This is a genomic window from Niveispirillum sp. BGYR6, from assembly GCF_027568365.1.
Lineage (GTDB): Bacteria > Pseudomonadota > Alphaproteobacteria > Azospirillales > Azospirillaceae > Niveispirillum.
On the sequence record NZ_JANLNL010000006.1, the window covers coordinates 122,408 to 139,690 of the forward strand.

Consider the following 17,283-nt stretch of genomic DNA (forward strand, 5'->3'; position numbering starts at 1 on the left):
TGTTTCCCAATCCCTTAATAATGCGCGGTCAGGCTGAAAAAGACGCGGGTGGGCTTGCCCTTCTCGGTCGCCACATCCAGGTTCAGCGGTTTGTTGACTTCCAGCGTGGCAAACAGATTTTCGTGCAGATTGGCCCGCACGCCACCACCGGTAGAGGCCAGGGTGACATGGCCGGACGGCCTGGTGTTCGACAGGCTCCAGACCTGCCCGCCATCATAGAAGGCGTAGAACTGCACACCCTGCGGCAGGATCGCCAGGGCAGGGGAGTAGCGCAGCTCCAGCGAGCCGGCCCAGCCATTATCACCGGAAATCTCCCCCTCATTATAGGCGCGACCGAAATTGGGGCCGCCGAGGGCGATTTCCTCCGACGCCAGCAGCGGCGTCTTGGTGAACTGGCTGGTCAGCGTTGCCAGGACGCTGAAATTATTGGGCAATTGCTGCACACGGGTCAGATCGGCCGTGACCTTCAGATATTCGGTATGGCCTGCCGCGCGCGAGGCCAGCGGCGCCTTATGGTCGGTCGCCCCCAGCACATCCAGCCCCTGGTGCAGCGTGATGCGGGCGGCGGTGATGCCATCCCAGCTGTCCGACCTGTCATAGGAAAGACCGGCGCGCAGAATGCGCAGCCGGTCTTCGTTGAAGGCCTTGTCAGACAGGTCGGTCTTGACGTTGCGATATTCGAACTCCCCCACCAGCCGCAGATTTTCCAACCGGGAACGGATCAGCGGATAGGCGATGGTGGCCACCTCGGCCACCACTTCGCTGTCAATTTCCAGCGGCTTCAACTCCCGCCCCGGCGAGGAACTGGCATAGGAGGAGACAAGGCCAACCGTCAGCCCGTTGCTGCCCAGGGTAGCCTGATAATTGCCCGCCACCGTCCAGGATCGGCGGGCCGGGGTGGACATCTTGGCGGTCAGCCCCACCCGGTCGGCATGGCTGGCGATGGAATTGGCGCTGACGGATGCAATCAGCTCCGAACTGCCAAGATAGGGGGAGTTGCGGTTATCATAGATCAGCGACGCATCGATCAGCTTGCGTTCCGCCTTCACCACAATGACAGAGCCGCCCAGCACCGTGGGGGACGGTTCCAGACTGCCGCGAACCGTCATGCCCGGCAGGTCGTTGGCCAGCAGCAGACGGCGTTCAATGGCGGCGATGTTGATGGGCTTGATGCCACGCAAGGGCTCCAGCAGCCGTTCTACGGTGTCCCGCGCCGGGCCGATATCATCGGCATAAACGATATCCGAGATGGAGCCTTCCACCACGCTGATGCGGAAACTGCCATCCTCGATCGTCTGTTCCGGCACGATCACCCGGCTGGTCACATAGCCGGCATTGCGATAGCGAAGTTCGATTTCATTGGCGACGGTGAACAGGTCGCGCACCGTCACTTCCTTGCCGATCAGCCCGGCATAAAGCGGTCGCAGCGATTCGGTGTCGAAGGCCGTATTGCCCTCCACCAGCACGCTGTTCAGGACCAGTTTGAAATTTTCCGCTCCGGCAGGGGCTTCGGCGGCGGAGGCGCGGGGCACCGCGATGGCCTGACCAGGGGCCGATGGCGTAGGCAGGACTGGCTGTGGCAGCCCACGGCCCGGTTCTGCCCCCGTTGGAAGGGTCGGCTGAACCTGCTGGGCCTGCGCCGGCAGGGTCACCGCCGACAATGTTAAGAAAAGTGCTGCCGTTTCCAGGGCGATGACGGACGCTCCTTTACGATACCGCCGCCCCAGGAGCGTGCGTTCAGCAATTTTCTTCATCTTTCCCCACCCAGGCCCGGCACTTCCGGATCAACGTTAATACATTAATAATAGTAGTAGTAACCCTTAAGGCATCATACGTGCACGACGTCAACAGGGCAACTAAATGATGCTATGCGGAAGGTCGTATTGTTGACCCTTTCGCACAGATCGGCGATTTCCAATAAAGAAATAAGGGGAATCTGAAATATAAACTTCAACCAAATTCATAAGTATGCAAATTTTTATCTGATAAATGGCAAGAAGGTGAAGAATTTTTAGGAGTTTTTTCCGATTTATTCCGATTAAAAAACAAATAAAGAAAAAAAATATTCTACGCCCATTTTTGGGTCTTGACACTAATCGACGCCGGCCGAACAAGGGCCAATCGTAGAAAAATGCAATATTTACGTTAGGGTTCTCCCACGTCTGCTTATTTTTTCAGCCACCATCTACATGGTTAAATTTTTGCTGCCATCGTTGGTGAACCGGCATCAGGAGGATGCCAGTGAGGCGATATAGAGTTTTTCAGACGGGCAGCGGGAAACAGCTCAGATTTACTTATGCAACAAGCACGGAACCGTCGATGGCGTTGACATCCCGGCAGCCGGTCAGGGCCATCGCCAGTTCCAGTTCCGCCCGCAGGATGCGGATGACATGGGCCACGCCCGGCGCCCCGGCCGCCGCCAGGGCGAAGATATAGGGCCGGCCGATCAACACCGCCTGCGCGCCCAGTGCAAGGGCGCGCAGCACATCGGTGCCCCGGCGGATGCCACCATCCATCAGGATGGGGATCTGTCCGCCCACCGCCGCCGCGATGGGTGGCAGCAGGTCGATGCTGGCTGGCACCCCGTCCAGCGTCCGCCCGCCATGGTTGGAGACGATCAGCCCATCCATCCCTGCCGCCACAGCCTGTCTGGCATCATCCGGGTGGGTGATGCCTTTCAGGATGATCGGCAGGCGGGTCAGCCCGCGCAGCCAGGCCAGATCATCCCAGCGGGGGGCCATTTCCAACAGTGGGCTGCCGAACAGCAGCGCGCCCGGCGGCCCGGCGGGCGGCAGGCGCATCCCCTGCAGGTTAACGGGACCGATACCCGGCGGCAGGGCGAAGCCGGCCCGCTGTTCCCGGTTGCGCACCCCGTTCACCGGGGCATCCACCGTCACCACCAGTGCGCGATAACCGGCCTGTTCCGCCCGGCGCACCAGATCGGCCGTGAATGCCCGGTCGGGCTGGATATAGAGTTGAAACCAGAGCGGCGCCTGGGCGCGGGCGGCGATATCTTCCAGCCGCACACTGGCCTGGGTGCTGACCACCATGGCGGTTTCCATGGCCCCAGCCGCCAGCACGGTGGCCAATTCCCCCTCTGGATGCAGCAGACGGTGAAAGGCAATCGGGGCCAGCAGGATCGGCGCCGCCAGATCCAGCCCCAGCAGCCGGGTCCGGGTGCTGCCGCCGCGCAGGTCGCGCAGCGCACGGGGGCAGAGGCGATGGCGGGCAAAGGCCGCCACATTCTCCCGCAGGGTCCATTCATCCCCCGCCCCGCCAGCGAAATAGGCCCAGGTGGCGGCACTCATCCGTGCCTGGGCCAGGGGCTCATAATCGCTGACGGCCGCCACATCGGGCGGAATGCTGGTCAGTGGCGGCAACGGCGCGCTCATCGTCCGGCCCCCGCGATCAGGGGAAGGGCCGGGCGCTGACGGGCGGGGTACGAAGGACGTTTCTGCACGGGAACCACCACCAGATCGACAATCCCGCCAGCTATAGGGGCTGATACTGGAATTGTCGATCTGGTGGTGGCTTCTCTCAGGCCGGGCGGCTTGTCACAGGCCCAGCACGCCGGGGTTCAACCGCCGATCGGGGTCCAGTGTGTGCTTGACCTGTGCCAGCAGGGTGCGGCTGGCGGCATCGCGGCTGTCATAATAGGGATAGGTGCGGCCGATTTGGAAATGGCCCAGCCCGTTGCGGGCGAACAGGGCCAGCAGGCGCTGGCGGGACTTCTCCACCACAGCGGCGGCTTCCGCATTGGGCGGATTCACCGGCAGCTTGGCCATATGCCCCTGTTCAACATAGGCATGATGGACCGGCAGCATGGCATCGGGCCAATAGAAGGTGGGCTCGATCAGGATGGCATTGGTGGACATGCCACTGAACAGGAAAGCATTTTCCACCCCATGCGCATCCAGCTCCGCGCGCATGGAGTCGAATTCCGCTTCAATGGCCTGGAAAATCGCGTGGGCGCGGGACAGCGGCACCAGACAATGGATCGGCACCCAGCGTTCGCCATTGGGGCCGACCATGGAATTCAGCGCCATGAAGGGCTGGGCGCGCATGACTTTCGGGATGGTGTTTTCCACCTCCACCCCGTTGCAGGCGGCGGCAATGCGCCGTGCCTCGGCCAGATCGTCGGCCACCCCGGCCGCCGAGCGGCCTTCGCACACCACATGCAAGGCGAAATCGCCGTCATCAATGAAGCTGCGGCCGGCCAGCGCGATCTTCGCCGCCTCCTTCATGCCTTTCAGCAGCGATCCCTGCTTGCCGACGACATTCTTCAGCGCCCCCAGATCGGCGGAAAGCGAGGCGCGCTTCAGCCGGATGCGGGTCAAGCGCGGATCGAAACCGCAGAGTTCGCTGGCAATACCGGCCTTGGTCATGCCGGTCAGGGCCGCGAACATGTCGGTATCGGTCTTGAAGGAGAAGGAGGCATAGGCCTCATGCTTGGGCAGCGGCATCAGCCGCAGGGTGATTTCCGCCTTGATGGCGAAGGCCCCGCAATCGCCATTAAACAGGCCGGCTATATCCGGGCCATAGAAGCGATAGAAGGGGCTGTCCCCATCGGCCCCGCGGGCACCGGTGCGCAGAATCTGCCCGTCAGCCAGCACCGCCGTATAGGCCACTACGCTTTCCCCACCCGTGCCATGGTGCCCGGCGCCGAAGAAGGCATTGCCCTGGGACAGGCCACCACCGATGGTGGAGATCAGGCCCGACAGCGGCCCCCAGAAGGGCGTGCGCAGCTCCAGCGGGGCCAGCGTTTCATACAGCGTCTTCCAGGTGCAGCCGGCCTGCACCGTCACCACCATATCGTCGGCCCGCACGGCCAGCACCTTGTCCGTGCGGGAAAGGTCCAGCGAAACGCTGTTGGGTGATTGCGGCAGATAGCCCTTGGTGTAGCTCATCCCGCCGCCGCGCGGCACGCAATCGAACCCGGCTTCCCGCGCCGCCACGATGGTGGCGGCCAGCTGGGCCGTGTCAGCGGGTGCGGCGATCAGGGCGGCGGCTTCGTTGCCACGGCTATAGATATCCTGGGAAAAAAGCTCGCGCACTGGATCAGCCCGACGCACATTGTCGGCACCGACGATGGCAGCCAGCCGCGTTGCCAGCGCTTCACTGCCCGTCGGCGGGGTGGGGATAGTAGCGGAAACCATGTTCATTGACCCGGACCTTCTGTTTCGCTGCTTTTTGTATTGATCTATTTATATACCTATATACCATATTTCCAACAGAAAGCCGTGCGACAAAAACAACGGCAGCAAAAATCGGACGGAACAGGAGTGCAGGGTGTGGCGGAACCACAAATCTGTAAAGCCTATGTCGCAGTTGCCGGCGGGCAGGTGCATTATCGCCGCGCCGGTTCCGGCCCGCCGCTGGTGCTGTTGCATGACAGCCCGCGTTCATCCCTGCTGCATCTGGACCTGATCCGCCATCTGGCGGACCGCTTTACGGTTTATGCGCTGGATACGCCGGGTTACGGGGAATCATCCCCGCTCAGCCCCCCGGGGCGGGCGCTGGCGGTGGCGGATTTCGCCGATGCGCTGGCCGATACCGTCGCCGCCTTGGGGCTGCAGAAGGCGGGTTTCTACGGCTTCCATACCAGTTCCAAGATTCTGCTGGATTTCGCCGTCCGCCACCCGGAGAAGGTGGCGGTGGCGCTGCTGGATGGCCTGTCCATCGCCCCCGGCGGCGCGCCCGATCCCGCCTTCATTGATGCCTATATGCGCCCCTTCACGGTGGATGCGGATGGCGCTTTCCTGGCGCGGGAATGGACGCGGGTGCGCGACACCTGGCGCTGGTTTCCCTGGTTTGCCACCCGCCCCGCCAGCCGGATGCCCATCGCCCAGCCGCCGCTGACGGAAATCCATGATTATTTCCTGGATTATGCCATGGCTGGCCCGAACTATACCGGGGCCTACCGGGCGGCCATGGAATATCAGCCACTGGATAATGTCCGCCGCATCACCGCCCCGACGCAGATTTTTGCCCGTGCGGATGATGTGCTGGTCGGTTGCCTGGACCTGCTGCCCAGCCCCGGCCCGGCTGCCCTGTCGGTGACGCGCCTGTCGGCCGACCGCCGGCAATGGATGGCCCATATCAAGGACCAGTTCGAAACCTATAGCGCCGACATGCGGGCGGGTCCGGCCCCGGTGGTGGCCATTGGTGGCCCGTTCAGCCAGTATATCGACCTCCCCCATGGCCAGATGCGGGTGCGCTCCATCACCGGCATCGGCCGGCCGCTTCTGCTGCTACATGATCTGCCCGGCGGTGCCGCGGCGGAGACTGGGCTGCAGGCAGCCCTGGCAGCCGCTGGCCGGCCGGTTCATGCCCCCGACCTGCCGGGCTGCGGCCAGTCCGACCCGCTGCCGGTGGCCACCGCAGACGCCTATGCCATGGCCCTGGCCCAGGCGGTAAAGGTGCTGGAACTGGGGCCGTTCGATCTGGTGGCAAATGGGCTTTCCGTACCCCTGGCCCTGGCGCTGCTGCGCGGGGGCCTGCCGATCCAGCGGGCTGTGCTGGATGGGATGCCGCTGCTGGCAACGGAAGCCCGTGCCGGGATGCTGGATTATCTGGCGGCCCCGCTGACACCGGATCGGGCGGGGGCGCATGTGCTGCGCGGCTGGCACGCGCTGCGCGATGCGGCGGCCAGCTTCCCGGCGCAGGATGGCGACATCCATGCCGTGCGCTGTGACAGTGCGGCGCTGGACGGGCAATCGCTGTTCTCACGTCTGCTGGACATGCTGAAGCAGCCCACGCACCAGGGCGATGCCCTGCGGGCCGCCTTTGATCATGATGCCGCTGTCCGTCTGGCGGATGTACCGATGCCGATCCTGTTGCCGGACGTGGCGGGCGACCCGCTTTATGCACAGGTGCCGGCGGCGGCGCGGATGCTGGCCCAGGCCAATATCCAGCCGCGTCCGGCGGATATAACCGCGCGCGCCGCCCTTTTCCTTTCCTTCCTGGCCGGGTGAAACCTGATGACAGAATCCTTCGACCGTCACGGACGGATCAAGTGCGGCACCATTGCCACGCCGGTCTTCGATGCCTCGCTCGCCGATTACCGCGATGTGCTGGGGCTGGAACTGCTGGAACAGGGGCAGGTTTCCGCCGATCTGGCCGCCAGCTGGGGCGCCCCCGCCGTGGCCGGTGCCCGCACCGCCCTGCTGCGCCCGACCAGCGGCAATGGCTGTTATTACCGGCTGGTGGAGGTTGCGCCGACGCCGGATTACCGGCCGGCCCGCTCCTATGGCTGGGTTGCCTATGAAATCACCGTGGAAGATGTCTTCGCCCTGCATGAACGGCTGAAGGACAGCGGCTTCACCATCATCGGCCCGCCCAAGTTGGTGGAGGGTTTCAGCAATTTCATCCCCATGCAAGCCATCGGCCGGGGTGGGGAGATCGTCTATCTCAATCAGGTGCTGAAATCGATGAGCGACCTGGACCTGCCCATGGCCGGGTCCGGGGTGGACACGATTTTCATCGCCATCCTGGCGGCCTCTGATATCAGGGCGTCGCTGGCCTTTCAGGTGGAAAAGCTGGGCTTTGCCGAGGGCGGCACCTACAACATCCCCTATAGCGTCATCAACAATGCCTTTGGCCTGCCGGCCGACAACCGCACCACCATCACCATGACCAAGGTGGACCGGCTGCCGGTGGCGGAGATCGACCTTTACCCCGCCGGCACCATCACCCGCCCCCGGCCGGACGGTGGCTTGCCCCCCGGCAATGCGGTGTTGAGCTTCAATATCGATGATCTGGACAAGGTGACGGCCCCCCTTCTGTCGCCACCGGCCCGGCGTGACGGGCCGCTTTATGCGGGTCGCCGGGTGGCAACGGTGCTGGGGCCGGATGGCGAGATTTTTGAACTGATCGAAACAGGGAAGGGCGTGTGATGCGTGATGCCGGTAAAGGGGAATTTTCCCGCGCCTGGACGGTACTGCTGGCGGCCCTGGTGGCCACCATGTGCGGCGCCTCGCCCGTTCCCTTCAACACGATCGGTTCGTTTCTGAAGCCGCTCTCGGCGGAGTTTGGCTGGAACCCTGGCCAGATCATGATCGGCATCATGTGCTATGGCCTGTCCGGCTGTGTCATGGCGCCCGTCATCGGCGCACTGGCCGATAAATATGGTGCCCGGCGTGTCGGCATGTTGTCGCTGCTCGGCTTCGGCCTGGCCTTTGCCAGTGTCGGGCTGGTGAGCAGCCTGCCAATGTTTTATGCTTTGTATCTGCTGGTCGGGCTACTGGGGATCGGTTCCACGCCGATCACCTGGTCGCGCGCCGTCAATCTCTGGTTCGTGCAGAACCGCGGGCTGGCCCTGGGCATCATGCTGCTGGGCACCGGTGTGGCCGGTTTTATCCTGCCCAGCCTGACCGTCTATCTGATCAATCATGCCGGCTGGCGGTGGGCCTATGGCCTGATCGCCCTGCTGCCGCTGCTGGTGGCCCTGCCCATCGTCATCGCCTTCATGCGCGAGCCCAAGCCGGGGGAGGTGCCGACCGCCGATGTCGGCGCCAGCACCAAGACGGGCTTCACCCTGGCGGCGGCGCTGCGGGACAGGCGTTTCTGGATCATGGCCGTCTCCTTCATACTGGTCTCCATCGCCTATGGTGGGTTCCATACCAACCTGCAGAACATGATCCGCCTGAAGGGGATCAGTGACGGCACCGGCGCCCTGATCGCTGGCTGCGTCGGCCTGTCCATCATTGTCGGCCGGGTTGGTACCGGCCTGCTGGTGGACCGGTTCTGGGCCCCGCTGGTGGCGCTGCCGCTTTTGTCCATGCCGGCCTTGGCCTGTGGCATCTTCATCACCGATGCGCCGCCTTTGGCGCTGATCGTGCTGGCCGCCGTGATGCTGGGCTTTGCGGCCGGGGCGGAAACCGACCTGATCGCCTATCTGGCCGGGCGCTATTTCGGCATGGCCTATTATGGCCGCATCTATGGAATGCTCTATGCCGCCTTTGCTGGCGGGTCGGCCATTTCCCCGCCGCTCTATGGTTATGTGGTCGCCACCCATGGCAATTACACGCCGATCCTGATCGCATCGGCGGTGATGTTTGTCGTCGGTGCGATTCTGTTGATGCTGCTGGGTCGCTACCCCACCAGTTTCCCCACCGTTAAGTCAGCCTGAGAGAAAGAAAGGATATTCCATGTCCAGCCGCATCGTCGCCCTGTTCAACCTGAAGCCGGGTGTGAGCGTTGAACAATATGAAGCCTGGGCGAAGGAAAAGGATTTGCCGGTGGTCAATGGCTTGAAGTCCATTGACAGCTTTGAGGTGTTTCGCGTCACCGGTTCCCTGACGGGCGGGGCGGCACCCTATCAATATGTGGAAATCATCGATATCGCCGACATGGAAGCTTTCGGTCAGGATATTGCCACGGCAAAGATGCAGGCCATCGCGGCCGAGTTCCAAACCCTGGCCGACGTGGTGTTCCTGACCACGGACAAGCTGGGCTGATCAACGTAATACCAATCCGCCGAATGATTGACCTATGGTCAACCCTTCGGCGGCCTCAGGCGCCGGCGCCAACATCCGTTGGCTTGGCTAACGCGGCACGAGCCGCGCGGCGGCAGTCGCCGCCGATACCAATCCACCATGAGTCAAGCTCAAGGCGGATTGGTATAAGACATAAAAAAGGGCGGTGCCGCAGGGCGCCGCCCCTTTTTATGTCAGCCCTCCAGTGCGGCCCAGATGGCGGTAGCGGCGTCCGTCTCTTCTGCCAACCGGTCAAACAGGGCCGCCACCTCCTCATGCCGACCGATGGCGCCGCCAAATTCCAGGCAACGCCGGGCCTTTTCCAGATGTTCCTGGCGGGACAGTGGCCAGGTGGGGGCGCCAAACTGGGCGGTCACGTCCACCGACACTTCGCGCCCGTCCACCAGCGTGGCAATAGCGCGGGCCGGCACAAAGGCGGCGGGATCGGGGTTGCCATCATCTTCCACCACGATCCGCCGGGCGATATCGGCAATATCGGGATCGTTCAGCCGTTCCGGCCCGAAATCGGCCAAACCCACCGTGCCCCGCGTCAGCACCACCCCGCCCAGATAGGCAAAGCACAGCCGTGCATAGGCCGGCGCCATCTCCGCCTTGGGCGGTCGGCCCACCAAGCGGGCGATCAAGGGCGGGGCGCGGTAGGTGAGCTTTTTCAGGTTGATCGCCGTCACCCCCTGTTCGCGCATCAGCATCTGGGTGGCGACGATGGCACCATGGGCGGCGCGGCCGGTGGGGAAGGGCTTCCAGCTCACCTCCTCAATCCGGTGGGGGCCTTTCAAACCATCCAGCAGCCGGTTGATATCATGGCCTGTCTCAAACAGCGCCAGATAGCCAAACGGCCCGTCGATGGAACCCAGCGGTCCCGGCAGTCCGGCCATCGCCAGATCGACCGCCTGCAGGGCAGAGCGGGCGGCACCAGCGATCTGCAAGGGCAGGGTGGGTTTGCCTTCCACATGCGCCTGCATGGTGCCGGACGCATAGGCGAGCGCATAGCCGAACGCATTCAGCGTCACCTCTTTCGACAGGCCGCGCAGATTGGCGATGGCGGCGACACAGCCGAAAATGCCGGCCGTGGCCGGGCGGAAGAATTTCAGCGGTGTTGTCACCGCCATACCCAGCCCGGCCACGACATCAACCCCCGCCACCAGGGCGGTCAGGAACCGTTGCCCATCATAGGGACCGCTGCGGTCGGCTTCGGCCAGCAGGGCGGATGCGACCGTGGCCAACGGATGGGCCACCGCCGGTTCATGCACACAGTCAAATTCCTGGGAATGGATTTGAAAAGCATTGATGAAGGCCGCATGGGGGGCCGGCAGGCGCAGGCCCGGCCGGCCCAGCACCCGCCCGCCGCCATCGGCCCCCGGCTCCCCCCACAGGCGGGCGGCTGTCAGCACATCATCGGCATGGGCCGCCTTAGCCCCGGCAATGCCCACACACAGGCTGTCATGCAGGAAGGTGGCGGCCATGCTGCGCGTGTGCGGGTGCAGATCGGCCCAGCGCAGCGACAGGACATGATCGACAAGGATTTCAGCGGCGTTGGGCAAGGCGGAAACTCCTGAGACGGATGCTGATTCCGGTTCAAACCTACATAATGGTATGTCATTATACCATTCAAAATCCAGATCCGGGTAATGATAGGGAAGCAGCATGTCGGTGATTTTGACCCGTGACACGCCTTTTGAGGCGACCGTCCCCCTGTTGGTCGTGGGCGGCGGCGCCTGTGGCCTGACGGCGGCGCTGGCCGCCCGTGACGAGGGGGTCGAGGTCGTGGTGCTGGAACGTGATCCCCTGCCGCAGGGCAGCACCTCCATGTCACTGGGCGCGCTCTGCGCCTCCGGCTCCACTGAACAGAAACGCCATGGCGTGGATGATGGCGAAGAACGCTTCTTCCAGGATGTCATGGCAAAGACCCATGGCACGGCCGACCCGCTGCTGGCCCGCGTGGTGGGGGCGGAATCCGGCCCGGCGCTGGATTGGCTGGCCGAACGCCATGGGGTGGAACTGGTGCTGGAAACCGGCTGGAAGCCCGCCTTCGGCCATAGCGTGATGCGGATGCATGTCACCCCCGGCCGCACCGGCGCCGACCTGATGGAACGGCTGGTGGCGGCGTGTGAGCGGGCAGGGGCCGATATCCTGACCGATGCGCATGTCACCGCGCTTTATGCCGATGGGGAGCGGGTGACGGGCGTGCGCCTGCAGCGCCCCGATGGCAGCACAGAGGATATCGGCTGTGACGCGCTGGTGCTGGCCAGTTGCGGCTTTGGCGGCAATCATCAGATGGTGGCGGAAAACATCCCCTCCATGGCCCATGCCCGCTATTTCGGCTGGGAAGGCAACCAGGGCGACGCCATCCTGTGGGGCAAGGCGCTGGGGGCCGGGCTGGGCGACATGGATGCCTATCAGGGCCTGGGCCTGCTGGCCGATCCGCAGGGGATCGACGTCAATCCCCGCCTGCTGATCGAAGGCGGGGTGCAGGTGAACCAGCGGGGCGAGCGTTTCGGGCATGAGCTGGAGGATGTCTCCGGTGCCGGTGCCCGCGTCATCGCCCAGCCGGGTGGTGTGGCCTGGGTGATCTATGACGACCGCATCCACCAGAACTGCAAGGAACTGCCGCAATATAAGGTGCTATCGGGCCTGGGTGGTATCCGGTCTGCCCCCGATATCGAAGGGCTGGCGGCACAGGCAGGCATCGATCCGGCGGGGCTGGCGCGTACCATGGCGGAGGTGGCCGGGTTCGTCGCCAGCGGGGAGCAGGATGGCTTTGGCCGCGCCTTCCCCAGCCCGGCGCTGGCCTCCCCCTTCTACGCCGCCCGTGTCACCGGGGCGCTATTCCACACCCAGGGCGGGTTGCTGGTGGATGAAAATGCCCAGGTCCGCCGGGCGGATGGCGGCTTGCTGCCCAACCTGTATGCCGGCGGCGGGGCCGCCCGTTCCATCGGCGGCCCCGGCCCGTCCGGCTATCTGCCGGGCGCCGGGCTGTGCATGGCCGTAACGCTGGGCCGGCTGGCCGGGCGGGCAGCGGGGCGGGCGGTGAAGGGGTGAGCCACCCGACAAAGGGTTGGCCGGGCTTTTGCGGACGTATCGCTCAACCATTCCACCCTGCTCCACCGTCACCCCGGCGAAGGCCGGGGTCCAGGGGCCACAAGCGCATTGCTCTACGAAACTGGACCCCGGCCTTCGCCGGGGTGACGGGGGAGAGGGCTCATAATGAAGGGTGCATTGTACAAGTGGGAGAAAGCGGCTTCGTGTGAAAACCTTAGCCCCCACCCCACCCGACTAAAAAAACCACCATCCATCCCCACAAAAACAGGGAGACTTCACATCATGTCGCAGAACACAGGCCGCTTTGCCGGCAAGGTTGCGGTTGTCACCGGGTCCGGCCGCCGGGCCGGGTTGGGGGAGGCGATTGCCCGCCGGCTGGCCGCTGATGGGGCCAGCATCGTGCTGTCCGATATCGGTCGTTCCGCCGATGCCGCCACGCCCGACAGCATGATCGGCGGCATGTCGGAGATGCAGGCCCTAGCCGCCGACATTGCCGCCAGCACCGGATCGCGGGTGGAAACCTTCGTCTGCGATGTGCGTAAGATCGAGTCTATGCGCGCCATGGCCGCCTTTGCGGTGGAGAAGCTGGGCGGTCTGGATTTCTGGATCAACAATGCCGGCATCGGCTACATCATGAAGCCGCTGTTGGAGCTGGAGGTCGAGGAATGGCAGGCGGTCATCGATGTGAACCTGACCGGCTGTTTCAACGGCATCAAGGCGGCGGCTGAAATCATGGTGCCGGCCGGCAAGGGCGGGCGCATCATCAATATCGCCAGCCAGGCCGCCAAGTCAGGCTTCCCGTTCGCCGCCGGCTATTGCTCCTCCAAGCATGGTCTGGTCGGGCTGGTGCGCTCCACCGCGATTGAGCTGGGGCGCCACAAGATCACCGTCAATAATGTCTGCCCCAACCATGTCACCACCGGGCTGGGCGCCTGGCAGAATGAATATTTCTCCAAGCAGCTTGGCATGACGATGGAGCAATATCTGGATGCCATGAAGGGCCGTATCCCCATGGGCCGCCCCGGTGTGCCAGCGGATACGGCCAATGCGGTGGCCTTCCTCTGCTCCGACGAGGCGGTCTATATCACCGCCGAAAGCATGAATGTCTCCGGCGGTGAGGAACCGCACTGATCAGGATGGGGTGCCAGCGGGGGGAACGCCCCCCCCGCTTACCCTTCCGATTTCCAGGCGCTGCTGCCGCCCTTGCGGTTGGAGCGCATATGGTATTTGAACCGGTCGGGCCGGTAATGGGCATAGAGCAACTGCACCGCCCGGCCTGACTTGTCCCGCATCACCCGTTCAATGCGCAGCAGCGGCGCGCCGGGGTCCAGGCCGAGATGTGCGGCCAGCGGCGGCTCGGCCGCCACAGCGGTGATCCATTGTTCCGCCTCATGCGCCGCGGCACCGATCCGTTCCAGCAGCACCAGGGTGGGGGTGGTTTCCATATCCTGCCGGCTGATCCGGGCCGCGATATCGGCCGGCATATACTGCACCAGATAGGAGAAGGGCTCGCCCGATAATTTGCGCAGGCGCACAGCGCGCTGCACCGGGCTGCCCGGTTCAATATCCAGCAGATCGGCCACGATGCTGGAGGCCGGGCCGTCGCTGGTCTCCAGTATCTCCACTTCCGTTTCCAGACCCAGGGTCTTCAGGCTTTCGATCAGATTGTCGAAACTGCCATGGACCTGGGGCAGGGCGGCCGATGCCGTCACCACCGTGCCGCGCCCGCGATGCCGGCTGACCAGATCATGGGCCGCCAGCTCATTTAGCGCGCGCTTCACGGTGATGCGGGAGACATCGAACAGCTTCGCCAGTTCCTGCTCACCGGGAATGACCGAATTGGCCGGAAATTCCCCGGTCCTGATCTTTTCCCGCAGCACGAGAAAGATCTGGTGGTAAAGCGGGGTCGGGGCGGAATGATCCAACTGGTCCGGGCTCAGTCCTGTATGGGTGTTGGGCTGGTCCATCGATCTCCGCCGGCTCGCCTGTTCTAGGGTAGATATTTCAGCTATATCGGATCGCGCCGTCGCGCAAGCCTGCCTGATAGGTCATTGACAATCAAATGATTGTCAATTCAGACGGCTGCACACAGCCGCAACCTGCCCTGGCAAGCACGCCGGCCAGACTGTCGCCCAGCGGCTTGATGCGATAGGGCAGACCGCTGACATAGGGCCGGATGGTCAGCGTCAGCAGGCGCGGGCTCTGCATCCGCGCCGCCTCGTCCAGCAGCCAGTCGGCGGCATCGCCCACCTGCGCCACCCATTCATGCTCGGGCCGGGAATAGCCGATCAGGATTTGCCAGTCATCCAGCTCGTTGGACAGCGGCAGCGCCGTCAGATCGCCCGACTCCGTGGCAAAACGGGTGGGCAGATCATCATGCGCCCAATCGGCAAACCAGCGCAGGCCGGCAGCGGCCAGCCGGGCCGGGGTCTGGAAACCCTCCGCACGGGCCGGGCTGATCCAGCCGGTCGGGCGCTGGCCGCTGGCTGTTTCAATGGCGGACAGCGTGTCGGCGATGTAGCGGTTTTCCACCTCCGCTGACAGGCCGGAATGGTGCAGGGCATCGGTATCCCAGCCATGGGCGCAAATATCATGCCCGGCCGCCGCCACATCGCGCACCAGCTGCGGGTAACGCTCCGCCACAGCACCCTGAACGGCGAAGGTGGCCTTCACGCCCAGCTTGGCGAACAGTTTCAGCAGGCGATAGGCGCCAACCCGGTTGCCATAATCGCGCGTGGTGTAATGGCGCAGGTCAGGATAGGGCGTCTGCATCGCCCCCGGCGCCTTGAAGGGCTGGCCGGACGGGTTCAGCGGGAAGAATTCCAGCGGCACCACCACCCACAGGCCCAGCTTCAACCCGCCCGGCAGGGCGATGGGCTGGCGGTCGGGCAGGGGGGCCGCCGGATAATGGGCATGGTCCGGCCCGGCCTTGCGCTGCGGATAAACCAGATAGCTGTCGGGAAGGGTGCTCATGCCGCATCTCCTGCGGGATTAAAACCGGTGCCGGGCCGGGCGCAGCCGCGCGCCTGAATGTCAGCCAGGGACTGGTCGTAATGGTTGGCCAGATAGAACTCGGCGATTTCCTTCGCCGTCGTCACCCAGATATCATCGCGGTGGCTGGTGATGTAGCGCAGCGCCTCGCGGAACGGCCCCATCCGGTGCGGATGGCCGACCAGATAGGCGTGAAGCGGGATGCACATCACCGTGCCCGTCTCCGCGCCTTCTTCCAGCAACTGGTCGAAATGGCGCATCAGCGCGTCGGCATAGGCGCGCGGGCTTTGATGATAGACGCCATAGGTGATGACGTCATTGACCTCCAGACTATAGGGCATGGAGATCAGGCGGTTATTGCCCTTCACCTTCATCGGCTGCGGCTGGTCATCCTGGAACAGGTCGCAACTGTACCAGAATTCATATTCCGCCAGCAGGTCCATGGTGCGTTCGGTATGGGTCAGCGCCGGGGCAAGATAGCCCCGGATACGCTGGCCCGTGGCATCCAGCACCGATTTGATGCTGTCCTCGATAACCGCGCGTTCCTGCGCTTCGGTCATATTATAGGAATAGCGGGTGTTATAGATGCCGTGGCTGAAGAATTCCCAATTCCGGTCCACACACGCCTGAATGATTTCCGGGTGGTGGTCCAGCATGGCGCAAGACAGGCTGATGGAGCCGCGCACGCCGCATTCATCCATCGCCTCCATCAAGCGCCAATGGCCGACCCGGTTGCCCCAGTCGCGCGCGGAATAGGGCACCACATCCGGGTGCGGCCGGCCCCAGGGCTTGCGCGACGGGTTGATGGGCGGGTCCAGCTCGTAAAACTCAATATTGGGGGCGACCCAGAAGGCCAGCTTCTTTTCCCCCGGCCAGACAATCTTGGGCCGGTCCTGATAGGGCCAGAAATCATACAGATTGGGATCGCGGTGCATGGGCTTGGTTTCCCGGAAGGATGCGATATCGATAGGGCGGTTGGCGCTGCAGACGCGGTTACGTCACCGCAAGGGCGGCCAGATGCGCCTCCACCTCCGCCACGCCCACCACATCGGCATATTTCAGCAGCAGGTCGGTCAGGTTGGCGAAATGATAGCTTTCATGCTTATCGGCCACACATTCTTCCGGCACGATGGTGCGATAGCCGCGCGACAGGCTGTCCACCGCCGTGGCGCGCACACAGCCGGACGTGCTGCCGCCGGTCACCACCACCGTGTCGATCTTGTGCCAGACCAGATAGGATTGCAGCGGCGTTTCATGGAAGGCGGACGGCATCCGCTTGTCATAAACAAGGTCCACCGCTGCATCGATCTCCACCCGCGGATCAAAGGCGTGGCGCTCACTATCCTTGCGGATGTTCTGCAGGCTGTCGGGCGTGTTGGTGCGCGTTCCCCAGATGCCGGCATCGCCGCCATCTGCCTTATAACACACACGCGTCCAGACCACCGGCATCCCCAGCGCGCGGGCAGCCGCGCTGAGGCGGTTGACATGGGCAATCTGGTCCGGGTCGGTGACATAGGCCGATACCGGGAACAGGTCGGGCCTGGTATAGGCCTGCTGGAAATCCACATTCACAATGGCCAGCCGCTGGCCAAAGCCGAACTTGGCCCGCGTCGGGTTCGCCTTCACCCGTTGATAGATTTCGCGGGCCGTCTTTTCCTCACGCACCATGGTCGATTCAAAACGCATCGCCAGACCCTTTCAGCGCCCCCTGTTGGGCAGATAGATGGTATATCTTTATACCATGCTAATCCATCAA

14 protein-coding genes are annotated in these 17,283 nt (G+C 63.7%); 6 read left to right on the forward strand and 8 right to left on the reverse strand.

Features of this window, described 5'->3' with window-relative positions:
• Positions 1-14: 14 nt before the first annotated feature.
• The 3 genes from PCJ49_RS14445 to PCJ49_RS14455 all read right to left on the reverse strand — a co-directional run bounded on the left by PCJ49_RS14445 (position 15) and on the right by PCJ49_RS14455 (position 5,162).
• Positions 15-1,754 (reverse strand): ShlB/FhaC/HecB family hemolysin secretion/activation protein, encoded by a 1,740-nt coding sequence (locus PCJ49_RS14445; protein WP_269911520.1) that lies wholly within the window; start codon positions 1,752-1,754, stop codon positions 15-17.
• Positions 1,755-2,294: 540 nt separating this feature from the next.
• Complete coding sequence (locus PCJ49_RS14450; RefSeq protein ID WP_269911521.1) at positions 2,295-3,392, reverse strand: alpha-hydroxy acid oxidase; 1,098 nt, start codon at positions 3,390-3,392, stop codon at positions 2,295-2,297.
• A 162-nt stretch (positions 3,393-3,554) separates the two neighbouring features.
• Entirely contained in the window at positions 3,555-5,162 is a 1,608-nt protein-coding gene (locus PCJ49_RS14455) for an FAD-binding oxidoreductase (protein WP_269911522.1), read from the reverse strand.
• Between the two features lie 129 nt (positions 5,163-5,291).
• Here PCJ49_RS14455 and PCJ49_RS14460 point away from each other — a divergent pair, with 129 nt between their 5' ends.
• From PCJ49_RS14460 to PCJ49_RS14475, 4 genes are read left to right on the forward strand one after another with little or no spacing between them, the layout of a single operon-like run.
• Positions 5,292-6,974, forward strand: coding sequence for an alpha/beta hydrolase (locus tag PCJ49_RS14460; protein WP_269911523.1), 1,683 nt, complete (start codon positions 5,292-5,294; stop codon positions 6,972-6,974).
• Positions 6,975-6,980: 6 nt separating this feature from the next.
• On the forward strand, positions 6,981-7,895 hold the full coding sequence (locus PCJ49_RS14465; protein ID WP_269911524.1) for a VOC family protein: 915 nt from the start codon (positions 6,981-6,983) through the stop codon (positions 7,893-7,895).
• A complete protein-coding gene (locus PCJ49_RS14470; RefSeq protein ID WP_269911525.1) occupies positions 7,895-9,130 on the forward strand; it encodes an MFS transporter in 1,236 nt (411 codons plus the stop codon). Before PCJ49_RS14465 ends, PCJ49_RS14470 begins: the two co-directional genes overlap by 1 nt.
• Before the next feature lie 19 nt (positions 9,131-9,149).
• Positions 9,150-9,458 (forward strand): hypothetical protein, encoded by a 309-nt coding sequence (locus PCJ49_RS14475; protein WP_269911526.1) that lies wholly within the window; start codon positions 9,150-9,152, stop codon positions 9,456-9,458.
• A 212-nt stretch (positions 9,459-9,670) separates the two neighbouring features.
• Here the strand turns inward: PCJ49_RS14475 and PCJ49_RS14480 are convergent, their stop codons facing one another.
• Positions 9,671-11,038 (reverse strand): MmgE/PrpD family protein, encoded by a 1,368-nt coding sequence (locus PCJ49_RS14480; protein WP_269911527.1) that lies wholly within the window; start codon positions 11,036-11,038, stop codon positions 9,671-9,673.
• A 103-nt stretch (positions 11,039-11,141) separates the two neighbouring features.
• Between PCJ49_RS14480 and PCJ49_RS14485 the strand changes: the two genes are divergently transcribed.
• Together PCJ49_RS14485 and PCJ49_RS14490 are read left to right on the forward strand one after the other, a co-directional pair.
• Positions 11,142-12,536 (forward strand): FAD-dependent oxidoreductase, encoded by a 1,395-nt coding sequence (locus PCJ49_RS14485; protein WP_269911528.1) that lies wholly within the window; start codon positions 11,142-11,144, stop codon positions 12,534-12,536.
• 282 nt (positions 12,537-12,818) lie between these two features.
• Positions 12,819-13,667 (forward strand): SDR family NAD(P)-dependent oxidoreductase, encoded by an 849-nt coding sequence (locus tag PCJ49_RS14490; protein WP_269911529.1) that lies wholly within the window; start codon positions 12,819-12,821, stop codon positions 13,665-13,667.
• Between the two features lie 38 nt (positions 13,668-13,705).
• Here the strand turns inward: PCJ49_RS14490 and PCJ49_RS14495 are convergent, their stop codons facing one another.
• The 4 genes from PCJ49_RS14495 to PCJ49_RS14510 form a co-directional block, all read right to left on the reverse strand.
• Positions 13,706-14,503, reverse strand: coding sequence for a GntR family transcriptional regulator (locus PCJ49_RS14495; protein ID WP_089289979.1), 798 nt, complete (start codon positions 14,501-14,503; stop codon positions 13,706-13,708).
• Between the two features lie 91 nt (positions 14,504-14,594).
• Positions 14,595-15,509 carry a polysaccharide deacetylase family protein gene (locus PCJ49_RS14500; RefSeq protein ID WP_269911530.1) on the reverse strand — a complete coding sequence of 305 codons (915 nt, stop codon included), beginning with the start codon at positions 15,507-15,509 and terminating at the stop codon, positions 14,595-14,597.
• A complete protein-coding gene (locus PCJ49_RS14505; RefSeq protein WP_269911531.1) occupies positions 15,506-16,462 on the reverse strand; it encodes a polysaccharide deacetylase family protein in 957 nt (318 codons plus the stop codon). The genes PCJ49_RS14500 and PCJ49_RS14505 overlap by 4 nt, the downstream gene beginning before the upstream one ends.
• A gap of 58 nt (positions 16,463-16,520) precedes the next feature.
• Complete coding sequence (locus PCJ49_RS14510) at positions 16,521-17,213, reverse strand: isochorismatase family protein (RefSeq protein WP_269911532.1); 693 nt, start codon at positions 17,211-17,213, stop codon at positions 16,521-16,523.
• Between the last annotated feature and the right edge of the window lie 70 nt (positions 17,214-17,283).

What these genes read in the sequence shown, in the direction of transcription:
- PCJ49_RS14445 (WP_269911520.1), bottom strand. Translation starts at nt 1,754, where the DNA reads ATGAAGAAAATTGCTGAACGCACGCTCCTGGGGCGGCGGTATCGTAAA.
- PCJ49_RS14450 (WP_269911521.1), bottom strand. Translation starts at nt 3,392, where the DNA reads ATGAGCGCGCCGTTGCCGCCACTGACCAGCATTCCGCCCGATGTGGCG.
- PCJ49_RS14455 (WP_269911522.1), bottom strand. Translation starts at nt 5,162, where the DNA reads ATGAACATGGTTTCCGCTACTATCCCCACCCCGCCGACGGGCAGTGAA.
- PCJ49_RS14465 (WP_269911524.1), top strand. Translation starts at nt 6,981, where the DNA reads ATGACAGAATCCTTCGACCGTCACGGACGGATCAAGTGCGGCACCATT.
- PCJ49_RS14470 (WP_269911525.1), top strand. Translation starts at nt 7,895, where the DNA reads ATGCGTGATGCCGGTAAAGGGGAATTTTCCCGCGCCTGGACGGTACTG.
- PCJ49_RS14475 (WP_269911526.1), top strand. Translation starts at nt 9,150, where the DNA reads ATGTCCAGCCGCATCGTCGCCCTGTTCAACCTGAAGCCGGGTGTGAGC.
- PCJ49_RS14485 (WP_269911528.1), top strand. Translation starts at nt 11,142, where the DNA reads ATGTCGGTGATTTTGACCCGTGACACGCCTTTTGAGGCGACCGTCCCC.
- PCJ49_RS14490 (WP_269911529.1), top strand. Translation starts at nt 12,819, where the DNA reads ATGTCGCAGAACACAGGCCGCTTTGCCGGCAAGGTTGCGGTTGTCACC.
- PCJ49_RS14495 (WP_089289979.1), bottom strand. Translation starts at nt 14,503, where the DNA reads ATGGACCAGCCCAACACCCATACAGGACTGAGCCCGGACCAGTTGGAT.
- PCJ49_RS14500 (WP_269911530.1), bottom strand. Translation starts at nt 15,509, where the DNA reads ATGAGCACCCTTCCCGACAGCTATCTGGTTTATCCGCAGCGCAAGGCC.
- PCJ49_RS14505 (WP_269911531.1), bottom strand. Translation starts at nt 16,462, where the DNA reads ATGCACCGCGATCCCAATCTGTATGATTTCTGGCCCTATCAGGACCGG.
- PCJ49_RS14510 (WP_269911532.1), bottom strand. Translation starts at nt 17,213, where the DNA reads ATGCGTTTTGAATCGACCATGGTGCGTGAGGAAAAGACGGCCCGCGAA.